This window comes from Exiguobacterium sp. TNDT2 (assembly GCF_003331145.1).
Classification (GTDB): Bacteria; Bacillota; Bacilli; order Exiguobacteriales; family Exiguobacteriaceae; genus Exiguobacterium.
In genome coordinates this window covers 37,050-49,066 of record NZ_QLVE01000009.1, presented here as the reverse complement: position 1 = coordinate 49,066, position 12,017 = coordinate 37,050, and the positions used below count along the sequence as shown (strand labels likewise).

The 12,017-nt window shown below is 54.1% G+C and carries 12 protein-coding genes; 1 reads left to right on the top strand and 11 read right to left on the bottom strand.

From position 1 onward, the window contains the following. Window positions 1–98 precede the first annotated feature (98 nt). Complete coding sequence (locus DPV68_RS06655) at window positions 99–347, top strand: DUF2627 family protein (protein WP_034777970.1); 249 nt, start codon at window positions 99–101, stop codon at window positions 345–347. Window positions 348–960: 613 nt separating this feature from the next. On the opposite strand, the gene spo0A is transcribed toward DPV68_RS06655, so the two are convergent. The 11 genes from spo0A to accC all read right to left on the bottom strand — a co-directional run bounded on the left by spo0A (window position 961) and on the right by accC (window position 12,013). Continuing rightward, a complete protein-coding gene (gene spo0A, locus DPV68_RS06650) occupies window positions 961–1,692 on the bottom strand; it encodes a sporulation transcription factor Spo0A (RefSeq protein WP_114165999.1) in 732 nt (243 codons plus the stop codon). Then, on the bottom strand, window positions 1,693–3,390 hold the full coding sequence (recN, locus tag DPV68_RS06645; protein ID WP_114165998.1) for a DNA repair protein RecN: 1,698 nt from the start codon (window positions 3,388–3,390) through the stop codon (window positions 1,693–1,695). A 13-nt stretch (window positions 3,391–3,403) separates the two neighbouring features. Further along, window positions 3,404–3,853, bottom strand: coding sequence for a transcriptional regulator AhrC/ArgR (ahrC, locus tag DPV68_RS06640; RefSeq protein ID WP_021067696.1), 450 nt, complete (start codon window positions 3,851–3,853; stop codon window positions 3,404–3,406). A gap of 140 nt (window positions 3,854–3,993) precedes the next feature. Then, window positions 3,994–4,815, bottom strand: coding sequence for a TlyA family RNA methyltransferase (locus DPV68_RS06635; RefSeq protein WP_114165997.1), 822 nt, complete (start codon window positions 4,813–4,815; stop codon window positions 3,994–3,996). Between the two features lie 6 nt (window positions 4,816–4,821). Next, window positions 4,822–6,714, bottom strand: coding sequence for a 1-deoxy-D-xylulose-5-phosphate synthase (gene dxs / locus DPV68_RS06630; RefSeq protein WP_198662264.1), 1,893 nt, complete (start codon window positions 6,712–6,714; stop codon window positions 4,822–4,824). 123 nt (window positions 6,715–6,837) lie between these two features. Continuing rightward, window positions 6,838–7,716: a polyprenyl synthetase family protein gene (locus DPV68_RS06625; RefSeq protein ID WP_114165995.1), complete on the bottom strand. Its 879-nt coding sequence runs from the start codon at window positions 7,714–7,716 to the stop codon at window positions 6,838–6,840. Next, window positions 7,713–7,943, bottom strand: a complete 231-nt coding sequence (gene xseB / locus DPV68_RS06620; RefSeq protein WP_034777980.1) for an exodeoxyribonuclease VII small subunit — start codon at window positions 7,941–7,943, stop codon at window positions 7,713–7,715. The genes DPV68_RS06625 and xseB overlap by 4 nt, the downstream gene beginning before the upstream one ends. Beyond that, entirely contained in the window at window positions 7,912–9,261 is a 1,350-nt protein-coding gene (gene xseA, locus DPV68_RS06615; RefSeq protein ID WP_114165994.1) for an exodeoxyribonuclease VII large subunit, read from the bottom strand. The genes xseB and xseA overlap by 32 nt, the downstream gene beginning before the upstream one ends. Further along, entirely contained in the window at window positions 9,254–10,090 is an 837-nt protein-coding gene (gene folD, locus DPV68_RS06610; RefSeq protein WP_114165993.1) for a bifunctional methylenetetrahydrofolate dehydrogenase/methenyltetrahydrofolate cyclohydrolase FolD, read from the bottom strand. The genes xseA and folD overlap by 8 nt, the downstream gene beginning before the upstream one ends. 83 nt (window positions 10,091–10,173) lie before the next feature. Then, window positions 10,174–10,557, bottom strand: a complete 384-nt coding sequence (gene nusB, locus DPV68_RS06605) for a transcription antitermination factor NusB (protein WP_034777985.1) — start codon at window positions 10,555–10,557, stop codon at window positions 10,174–10,176. A gap of 112 nt (window positions 10,558–10,669) precedes the next feature. Next, window positions 10,670–12,013 carry an acetyl-CoA carboxylase biotin carboxylase subunit gene (gene accC, locus DPV68_RS06600; protein ID WP_370447068.1) on the bottom strand — a complete coding sequence of 448 codons (1,344 nt, stop codon included), beginning with the start codon at window positions 12,011–12,013 and terminating at the stop codon, window positions 10,670–10,672. Window positions 12,014–12,017 lie beyond the last annotated feature (4 nt).

The following is a 12,017-nucleotide window of genomic DNA, read 5'->3' as shown; positions in this document are numbered from 1 at the left end:
ATGCTACTTGAGCTTGACCAATTTCGCAACCTCACAAAAAAGGCCGTGTGGACGTATATATTTTCTGTTAAAATAATGAGTGTTAAGGAGGAGATCCTATGCGCATCATCGCACTGCTGATCTTGATCATTCCTGGCCTACTTGGTGTCTATGGCATCAAATTGCTTCGCGACAGTTTCTTCCTCAAAACGAGCGTCCCATTCTCTTGGATCGAGTCGGTGGCAGCCGCCTCGATGCTTCAAGGAACGTTCGGGCTGTTAATCGCGATGGGTGGGATTGGTTTCGTGGCAGGTTATATCTTCAATCGTGACAAGAAAACAGGCAAAGTCCCGCGAATAGATTCTTGAACACAAAAAAAGGTTCCCAAACTTGAGTTCATTTCAAGTGCGGAACCTTTTTATTCATATTGAATTGTGATCACTACGGATGATCTCCTCTCCTACTTGCTACAATCTTGTGACATGAAATCCAATGGTCTTCTTAATGAAGAAGTTTGAAAGAAATTAGTAACTGCCGTCTTGCGTGAACGGAAACGTATCCATTCGAGTTACTAACGATTATTCATCGGGTCATGTCGAACCATCCATCGTGAAGTCGAACGCTTGCCATAAACTGTTCAACGGTTGACAACACTCCTTTTGGTCAACTGAACGATTCGTTTTCCCCGAACATGGTCCCTAGCTTCGAACCGATGTTGGAATCGCCTCGCGAATGAGCGTACGCCGCGACCTCTCGTCGGGACGATGACGATTTGAGATGTCGTTCTCACCTCTGAGCTATTAACGGATAGCGGTCCGAGATGATTTCTTGCTCTAACGTGTTCCGGAACATGTTAGAAAGCGTTCATCTGACGCTCGTCCAAGTAACTTGGTACACCTTTATTATAACAAGTCCTCCTCTTTTTGCAAGCGCTTTCTTTAATAAAGTGAAAGAAAATCAGGGAGAATTCCCCCTGATCGGTCACTGCTGCTTGAATGATTGGTACGTGACAAAGTAAGAAATGAATTCGGAGTTTTTCGGACTACGCTCACGTTCCGGTCGGCCTTCAAACATTTCATGGTTATGCATCCCATTCTCCCACGCTGTCTTGATTGCATGACGCATGGCCCGCTCGACCCGGGAGGCTGTCGTCTCATGTTCTTTTGCGATCATCGGATAAAGCTCCTTCGTGATCAATCCGAGCAGTTCTTGACGCTCCCGGACGTAGACGACGGCTTGGCGAATGTATTTGAACCCTTTAATGCGCGGTGAAATCCCGAGCTGTTGCAATAACAGCGAGATATCAAGCTCTTCTGGTGACATTGCTTCGAACTCTCGGCTCGACCCAGCAGCGAGCTCACGAATTTTCGTCAGCAACTGCTGAACATTGAACGGCTTGACCAAAAAATAGGATGCTCCGAGTTGGACCGCCCGTTTCGTGACTTCATCTTTCCCGAACGCACTGAGCATAATTACCTCTGGTTTAACGTCCACAAGTTCAGTTTGTAATCGTTCAAGGACGCCGATGCCGTCTAGGTGCGGCATGATAATGTCGAGCAGGAGCACGTCTGGTTGGTGTGTCTTGACGATGTCTAAGCATGCCTCGCCGTCATAGGCGGTCCCAACAATTTTGATATCGTCCTTGGACTCGAGATGGCGGGTCAACAAATCGACAATTTCACGATTGTCGTCCGCGATGCATAATGTGATCAATTAAGACACTCCTTCGATAAACTTCCGTTTTAATTGGAGGGACATAGTGAGCAGTTCCTCCACATGTTGTTTCGTCAAATCCGTCATCTGTGCCCCGGCGATCATACGTCCGAGCTCATCGACCCGTTCAGAATGACCAAGCAACGAGACGTTGGTCTTCGTTCGATCATCTGTCTCCGTTTTCGTAATATACAAGTGCTGATCCGCCATCGCTGCCACTTGAGCTAAATGAGTGATACAGAGCACTTGCGAGCCGACCGATAAGCGGAAGATTTTCTCTCCCATCGCTTGGGCGACCCGTCCTGAAACGCCTGTGTCCACTTCATCGAAAATAATCGACGCGACACCGACTGTTCGGGAGAAAATCGACTTCAAGGCGAGCATGACGCGGGACAGTTCTCCGCCCGAGGCGACTTTCGCGAGCGGTTTGAACGGCTCACCGACATTCGTCATCATATAGAACTCGACTTGGTCAAGCCCGTCTGCCTTGAACGGTCCTTCTTTGAAGCGGACCTCGAACTGGGTCTTTTCCATGTACAACTCTTTTAATTCGCGTTGAATCGCCATCTCAAGCTCGGTCGCAGCTTGTTTGCGGGCTTCCGATAAGGCCAGTCCGGTCGTACGCACTTTTTGTTCGAGACGAGCGAGCCGGTCCGATAGTTCTTGCAGATGTTCTTCCCGATTCGTCATCGACTTTAACTCGTCGGAAATTTTCTCTCCATACGTGATGACCTCGTCAATCGTGGCGCCGTATTTCCGCTTCAACTGTTGGAACAAGGCAAGCCTCGTCTCAATCTCATCAAGCCGAACCGGGTCGAATTCGAGCGAGTCGAGCTGGTCACGTAACTGGAATTTCGCGTCCTCGAGGAGAAAGAAAGCGTTCGAAATCGTCTCGGCCATCGGCGCAAGCGATGTCGATAGCGCCGACGCCTCCTCCATTTCTCGCATCGCGACGCCAATTTGGTCGAGTCCTTTCGCCTCGTCCGCCACGGCTTCATACGATAACCGCACATGCTGATGAATCCGCTCGAAGTTGGCGAGCTCGTTCCGTTCCTCGGTGAGTGCCTGTTCCTCACCGACTTTTAACTCGGCCGCTTCAATCTCGTTCGTCTGGAACGCGAGCAAGTCCATGCGCTGGGCCAACTCTTGTTCACTTTGACTCAATCGTTTCAACTCATCTGCGACGTTCTTCCAGTCGACATAAGCATTGCGATAACGGTCGAGGAGCGGGGCGAGTTCGGCTTCCGCAAAGCTGTCCAAAATACCGAGATGGTACTCGGCATCCATCAAGTGTTGGTGCTCATGCTGGCCGTGGATATCGACGAGCAATCGGCCAAGCTCGCGCAGCGTCGATAGCGGCATCATTTTCCCGTTGACCCGGCAGACGCTTTTCCCGCTGCTATGTAAGTCACGGCGCAAAATGACGGTCCCTTCTTCAATCTCGATGCCGTACTGGATTGCCGCCTCGATGATTGGATGGTCCGATTCGACGTTGAACAGCCCTTCGATCTCCGCCTTGTCTTGGCCATAGCGGACGAACTCGCTTGAGCCGCGTCCCCCGACGAGCAAACCGATCGCGTCGAGCAAGATTGACTTCCCGGCCCCGGTCTCCCCTGTCAATACGGTCATCCCGCGGTTGAACGTGATATTCAGTTCATCGATGATCGCAAATTGTTTGATCGATAGTTCTGCTAACATACGATAGTTCACCTCATAACATTCCGAGTAGTCGTTCGATGATTCGTTTCGCCTGGTCTTCGTCACGGGCGATCATCAAGATCGTGTCGTCTCCACATACTGTTCCGATCAGCTCGTCCCACGACAAATGATCGATCAAGACGCCGATTGCATCCGCATTGCCCGGCAATACTTTCATGACGACCAAATTTTGAGCCGAGTCGACTGAGACGAAACTGTCTCCGAGAATCCGTTTCATCTTACCGTACGGATTAAAGCGTTGGTCGGCCGGCAGACTATACTTATAGCGGCCGTCATTGAGCGGTACTTTCACGAGATGAAGCTCTTTGATGTCTCGTGACACCGTCGCTTGCGTCACCGGATACCCGGAACGATGGAGCTCGTCGACGAGCTCGTCTTGTGTCTCGATTTCACGATTGGTCACGATTTCTCGAATCTTAATCAAGCGCTGTCCTTTATTCATACTCGCTGACACCTCATTTGTTGTTTCACATACTCAGTATCATTCTAAAGTATTGTCGAAAAAAGGTCTAGCTTTCGCGGGGCGAATTCCCTAGATGGACGAACGACCAAAAAAAAAGCTGCAGACAAGTCGTCTGCAGCTCAAGCGTTCTTCTTCAGTTGGGCGTGGGCCGCGTCGATGACCGCCCTCACGTCGAGTCCGGGATCGATTCCGCCGACGCCGGTAAAACGGGCGAACAGTAAGAACTCGATGTTCCCGTCCCCACCAGTGATCGGCGAGAAGTCGAGACCCGCCACATGGAACCCTTCCGAGGCGAAATAGCGGACCATGTCGTCGACGACGCGTTCGTGAATGGCGCGGTCCCGGACGATACCTTTCTTGCCAACATCGGCCTTCCCGGCCTCAAATTGTGGTTTGACGAGCGCCATGACGATTCCTTCCGGCTTCAAAATCGTCTTCAACGGCGGAATCATGAGCCGAAGCGAGATGAACGAGACGTCGATCGTCGCAAAGTCCGGCGCTACCGGGAATTGATCTGCGGTCGCATGACGGAAGTTCATCCGTTCCATGACGACGACACGATCGTCGCTCCGGAGCTTCCACGCCAATTGGTTATAGCCGACATCGACAGCATACATCTGCATGGCTCCGTTTTGGAGCGCACAGTCGGTGAACCCGCCTGTCGAGGAGCCAATATCGATACCGATTTTGCCGTCCACATCGAACGGGAAGACGTGGAGCGCTTTTTCAAGCTTCAGTCCGCCACGCCCGACATAAGGCAACACTTGCCCTTTCACTTCGAGCGGGATATCGTCGAACACTTTATCGCCGGCCTTATCGAGCCGTTCGGTCCCGCTATAGACGAGTCCGGCCATGACGGACCGTTTCGCCTTCTCTCTCGTCTCCGCTAAACCGCGGTCGACGAGGAGCACATCTAATCTAGTTTTCTTTCGTTTTTCCATAGTTCCTCACACATTCTGTCGATTTGTCACTTGAACGAACTGCTGAACCGAGTCAGCGATTTGCGTCGGACGGAGCCCAATCTCTTCGAGCAACTGATTGACGCCGCCATGTTCGATATAGCGGTCCGGGATGCCGAGGCGGAGCACACGCGGGAACTGTCCGGCGTCGCTTGCATGTTCGAGCACACTGCTACCGAAACCTCCTGCGAGCGCTGCCTCTTCTAACGTGACGAGCGGAATACCTTCCGCATAAAGAGCGGCGAGCATGGAGTCATCGAGCGGTTTGATCGTCCGGGCGTTGATGACGCGGACGCTCACTTGTCCTTCTAAGAGCGCGCGCACTTCGAGCGCGTCTTGCACTTGCGGACCGAACGTCAAGATGGCGACGTCCGTCCCGTCCGCGACCGTCTCCCAGACATCGAGCGGCAATTCGCGGAGCGTCTCGCTCATCGGCGTGCCGATTCCTTCGCCGCGCGGGAAACGGACGGCGATTGGACCGTCATCATACTTCAGCGCCGAATAGACGAGATGTTGCAATTCGTCCTCGTCTTTCGCCATCAAGATGCGAATGTTCGGCACATGGCGCATAAATGCGATGTCAAATACACCTTGATGCGTCTCCCCGTCTGCCCCGACAAGACCCGAACGATCAATTGTGAAGACGACGTTCAAGTTTTGACGGCAAATGTCGTGCACGAGTTGGTCGTAGGCGCGTTGGAAGAACGTCGAGTAAATCGAGACGACCGGCTTCAAGCCTTGCGTCGCTTGTCCTCCGGCCAATGTGACCGCATGTTGCTCGGCGATGCCGACGTCAAACATGCGCTCCGGGAATTGCTTGTTGAAGCAATCGAGTTTCGAGCCGACGCTCATCGCTGGTGTGATGAGTGTCACGCGTTCGTCCGTCTCGGCGACTTTCGTGATCGTCTCGGCGACGACCTTCGAATAGCTCGGTCCTTTGACCTTGCCTTTGATGACTTCTCCCGACTCGATTTTATACGGTCCGAGACCGTGCCACGTGCCGACACCATCGAGTTCGGCCGGACGATAGCCCTTGCCTTTTTTCGTGATGACGTGGACGATGACCGGTCCATCGATTTTCTTGGCGTACTCGAGCGTCTCGAGCAGGTCGCGTAAATCGTGACCGTCCGTCGGTCCGAAATACGTGAATCCGAGCTCTTCGAAGAACGTTCCTGGGATGAGCGCTGATTTCAGCATATCCTTCACCCGTTCCCCGCTCCGTTCAAGCGAGTTGCCGACGATCGGGATATGTTTGATGAGCGTCTCGACTTCTTCACGGGCGTGCTTCAGTTTACGTGACGACCGCATCCGGCCGAGCATGTTGTGCATCGCCCCGACGTTCGGGGCGATCGACATCTCATTGTCGTTCAAGATGACGATCACATTTTGTTTCTCGGCACCGATATGGTTCAGTGCTTCGAGCGCCATGCCCCCTGTGAGCGCCCCGTCCCCGATGATGGCGATGGCCCGGTCGTTCGCGCGCCCTTTCAACTCGTTCGCGATGGCGATTCCCATCGCGGCCGATAAGGACGTCGAGCTGTGCCCCGTCTCCCAGACGTCGTGATCACTCTCACAACGCTTCGGGAAGCCGCATAGACCGTTATATTGACGGAGCGTGTCAAACTGGCTCGTCCGTCCTGTCAAGATTTTGTGGACGTAGGCTTGATGTCCCACGTCCCATACGAGTTGGTCTTTCGGACTGTCGAATACACGGTGCAAGGCAAGCGTCAATTCGACAACCCCTAGGTTTGGCCCCAAGTGCCCCCCCGTTTCAGCCAATTTTTCAATCAAGAACCGTCTGATGTCCGCGCCGAGTGCTTCTAACTCGGGTACCGACATCCTTTTTAAAAATGACGGGTCTTGAATGGATGTCAAGTCCATGATGACCATCCTTTCTCCTGTCTTATTACTGATTCGTACCTTACATTTTACAAGAATGTGTCCATAGATGCTATACATTCACAAAAACAAAGGTGACACGATGTGCTCATCGTGTCACCGAAATTAATGATTGCGTCGAACGACGAAGTCGAGAAGCTCCCGTAGAAGCGGGGCCTCGACCGAAAGTTCGGCCAGTGCGGCCTTACTCTCCGAGACTTCCCGCTCGAGCGCTTCTTTTGCGCCATCAAGGCCGAGCAGCTTCGGATACGTCGCTTTATCGTTGCCTTCGTCCGAACCGACTCGCTTGCCGATCAGCGCCTCGTCTCCTTCGACGTCTAAAATATCGTCTTGTATTTGGAAGGCGACGCCGAGATGTTTCCCGAACCGAGCGAGCGCTTGACGATCCGTCTCGGAAGCGTCCGCAAGAATCGCCCCCGCTTCAAGTGCATACACGAGGAGTGCCCCCGTCTTCCGCTCATGAATCGATTGCAAGGTCGATAATGTCACGCCGCTTCGTTTTTCGGCAAGCATATCATCGAGCTGACCACCGACCATGCCGGCGCTGCCTGCCGCTTCACTGAACCGTGTCATGAGGGCGACAATTTTCGTCGCTTCCAAATCGGCCCGTGCGATGAGATGAAACGCATCCGTCAGCAGGGCGTCACCTGCGAGAATTGCGGTCGCCTCATCGAACTGACGATGGTTCGTCGGACGCCCGCGACGGACGTCATCGTCATCCATCGCCGGAAGGTCGTCGTGGATGAGGGAATACGTGTGGACCATCTCGAGGGCGACGGCCGCTTCATGGCCGAGTGCCCGCGGACGGCCGTATGTATCGAGGACAGCGTAGAGAAGGGCCGGACGAATCCGTTTCCCACCCGCCTCGAGGGAGTACGTCATCGATTGAAACAAACGTTCCGGCATCGATGACGGATCGAGCAAGCGACGCGTCGCCTGTTCGACCTCGTCTTTCCATGCCTGTAAATGGACCTGCACGCTCATACGGTACCTCCTTTTTCACGGAGCGTCCCGTCGAGCTCAAGAATCTCGTCCATCTTCTGCTCGGCCGCCGTCAATTTCGTCTGACAGAGGGCCGACAACCGGACACCTTCCTCGTAAAGGGTCATCGCTTCTTCAAGGGCGACTTCTCCTGTCTCGAGTTGTGTCACGATTTCCTCGAGCCGGGCGAGCGCCGCTTCAAACGTCAGTTCTTCTTGTTTCTTCGCCATCATGTCTCTCCTTCACTTCCGCGACGGCATGGCCATCCCGAAATCGGATTGTCACCAGACCGTCATGTAGTTGTTTGACATTTTTCACGTACGTCCCGTCCTGTTCGACGAACGTATAACCTCTCGCGAGTACGGCGAGCGGGCTGACGGATTGCAATCGACCTGCCAACTGTGCGAATTGATCCGTCGGTCTCTCGAGCGGTCGAATGCGTTCCAACCGTCCCTCGTATTGACGGAAGCGGTCGTCTTGCGTTCGGAACACTTGCATCAGATTACGGACGTCGAGGCGTTGGGACGACGCTGCGAAACGGTGCCGCGCGTGCATCAATTGTTTCGTGGCGCTCTGTTCGAGTCGAATCTCGGCCTGGGCGAACCGCTCTCGCTTTTGCATGATCGTATAACGGGGTGACTTGAGCCCGTAACTGTTTTTCATGCGCTCGACCCGTTCGCGAAACGAAGCCATTTGCGTCGTCACGACCCGCGTGAGTGTGCGGCTTAATCGTTCCACGTCTTTCCGTTGCGCTTCGATTGTCGCTGTCGCGAGCTCCGCCGCCGCAGTCGGCGTGGCAGCCCGTACGTCGGCGACAAAATCAGCCAACGTAAAATCGGTCTCATGACCGACGGCCGAGATGACAGGAATCTCGGAATGGTAAATCGCCTCAACGACGACATCCTCGTTGAACGCCCACAGTTCCTCAATCGAACCGCCGCCGCGGCCGACGATTAACACGTCGCAGTCGGTGCGTTCGTTCATCCAGCGAATCGCACTCGCCACTTGTGGAGCGGATTGATCTCCTTGGACGGCGACAGGCGCGAACGTGATGGCCACGTGTGGTGCCCGTCGCCTGAGCGTCGTCGCGATATCGTGGAGAGCCGCACCTTTCGGCGAGGTGATGATGCCGATGCGTTCAGGGAAGGCAGGTAACAGTCGTTTCCGTTCCACCGCGAACCATCCCTTCGCCTCGAGCTCACGTTTCCTTGCCTCATACCGTTCGAACAAGATGCCGATGCCGTCTTGCCGCATGAGCTCGACGTACAATTGAACATCACCGGTCGACTCATACATCGTCACTCGAGCGACGACGACCACGTTCATCCCGTCCGTAGGTTCAAACTTAAGCGTACGGGCATCTCGTGAGAACATGACCGCCTTCATGCGGGACGATTCGTCTTTCAGTGTGAAATAGCAGTGCCCTGAGGCGTACCGTTTGAAGTTCGAGATTTCGCCGATGACGGCGACTTGTTGCAACACCGGGTCACCGTCAAGTTGACGTTTCACATAGCGGACGACTTCAGAGACTTGAATCGGATTAGCCACGTGAGGCGACCTCGACGGTGTTGTGCATGAGCATCGTGATCGTCATAGGGCCGACACCACCTGGAACCGGGGTGATGGCGCTCGCGACGTCACCGACGCCTTCAAAGTCGACATCCCCGACGAGACGATTGTCGACACGGTTGACCCCGACGTCAATGACGATTGCTCCCGGTTTTACCATGTCAGCTGTGACGAGACCTGCCCGACCGACGGCGACAATCAAAATGTCGGCTTGACGCGTCATTGCCCCGAGATCATTTGTCTTTGAGTGGCAGTAGGTCACCGTGGCGGATTCATTCAAGAACAACATCCCGACCGGTTTCCCGACGATTTGGCTGCGGCCGACGACGACGACGTGTTTGCCGACGAGGTCCGTCTGTGTCTTGACGAGGTGGAGAATCCCGTGCGGCGTGCATGGCAATAGTGTGTCGAGACCGAGCATCATCTTCCCGACGTTCATCGGATGGAATCCGTCCACATCTTTGTCTGGCGAAATGCGCATGATGACGCGATTCTCATCGATCTGCTTTGGTAGCGGCAATTGAACGAGGATGCCATGGAGCTCGTCGTCCTCGTTCATCGAATCAATCAGTTCGAGCACTTCTCGTTCCGAGATCGTGTCATTAAAACGAATCACTTGCGAATCGATGCCGATGTCAGCCGCTGCCCGTTCTTTCCCCCGGACGTAGCTGTGGCTTGCCGGGTCATCCCCGATTAAAATGACTTTCAGTTTCGGTACGATGCCCTGCGCACGAAGCGCACTGACCCGTTTTGTCAACGTTTCCCGATACGATGCTGCGATTTGTTTCCCGTCGATCACTACTGCCATCTCTCTCATCCCCCGTTGTTTTAGGTTTCTCTGTAGTTGGTGTGGTGTCTTCTCCGCTTGCCCGATGCGTTTCTCTCTTTGTTTTAGGCTTTGATGATATTGCCGAGGACGCCGTTGACGAGTTTTGCCGCTTCTTCGTCGGCGAACGACTTGGCAAGTTCGACCGCCTCGTTGATCGTCACTTTGTCCGGAATCGTCTCGACGTACAGCAATTCGTATGTCGCCATGCGGAGAATCGTGCGCTCGACGTTACCGAGGCGATCGAGTCTCCAGTTTTTCAAGTTTTCGACGAGCAATTCATCGATCTCGTCTTTCTTTTCTAACGTCTCGACGACGAGTTGTTCATAGAATGGATCCGAATCCATGCCATCGAGAGCGAATTCGATGGCCTCGTCCACCTCAAGTTTTGATACTTCGATTTGAAAAAGCGTTTGAATCGCTTTTTCCCGTGCTTCATGACGTTTCATTCAGATACTCTCCTTTTGCATGCTTTCATTTTGATAGTTTAGCATAACGCATCCATAAATTCAGTACAAAAAACCAGGAAGCCCAAATAATGTTCGGGCTTCCTGGTACGGTTCATTTTGTGAGCGTCATTTCTTTTTCGACAAATTTCGTGTCGAACGCGCCCGCTCGGAAACGTTCGTGCGCCATGACTTGTTGATGGAATGGAATCGTCGTATGAATGCCCGACACCGTGAACTCATCGAGCGCGCGAAGCATCTTCGCAATCGCCTCTTCCCGCGTCGGGGCATGGACAATCAACTTCGCCACCATCGAATCATAGAACGGCGGGATGGTAGCGCCTGCGAACAGACCGCTGTCGACCCGGACACCCATACCGCCCGGCACGATGTACTGATCAATTTTCCCAGCCATCGGACGGAAGTCGGCAAACGGGTCCTCGGCGTTGATGCGGCACTCGATCGAGTGTCCGCTGAACGTGATGTCAGCTTGACTGATGGCGAGCGGATGACCGAGCGCGACTTCGAGTTGCGCTTGCACGAGGTCGAAGCCGGTGATCATCTCGGTGACCGGATGCTCGACTTGGATTCGCGTGTTCATTTCCATGAAATAGAACTCGTTCGACTCCGGGACGTAGATGAACTCGATCGTACCGGCACCCGAATACCGGATCGCCTTCGCCGCTTTCACGGCCGCATCGCCCATCGCTTGACGCGTCGCCTCATCGATTGCCGGAGACGGTGCTTCCTCGATCAACTTCTGCATCCGGCGCTGAATCGTACAGTCACGTTCTCCGAGATGGATGACGTTGCCGTATTGGTCGGCGAGCACTTGCACCTCGACGTGACGGAACGACTCGATGTATTTCTCGAGATAGACATCCCCGTTGCCGAACGCCTGCTTTGCTTCTTTACGCGTATCTGCGAGCCCTTTGACGAGTTTCGTCTCATCGAAAGCGACACGGATTCCACGTCCGCCGCCTCCGGCCGTCGCTTTAATGATGACCGGATATCCGATTTCTCGGGCGAGTTCGACCGCTTCCTCGTCGGTGACGACACCGCTCGACCCCGGGACGACCGGGACGCCCGACTCGATCATCGTCCGCTTCGCCTCGTCTTTAATGCCCATCTTCCGAATCGCATAACTGCTCGGTCCGACGAACTGGATACCGCACGCCTCGCACATCTCGGCGAACTCGGCGTTCTCGGCCAAGAAGCCATAACCCGGATGAATCATCGTCGCATCGACCCCGCACGCGACCGACAAGATGTTCGGGATATTCAAATACGAGTCTTTCGACGGGTTCGGTCCGATGCAATACGCCTCATCGGCGAGACGGACGTGTAGCGCCTCACGGTCGGCCTCAGAGAAGACGGCGACCGTCGGAATATTCAACTCTTTCGCGGCCCGGATGATCCGGACCGCAATTTCTCCACGGTTTGCAATGAGTAGTTTCATAGAC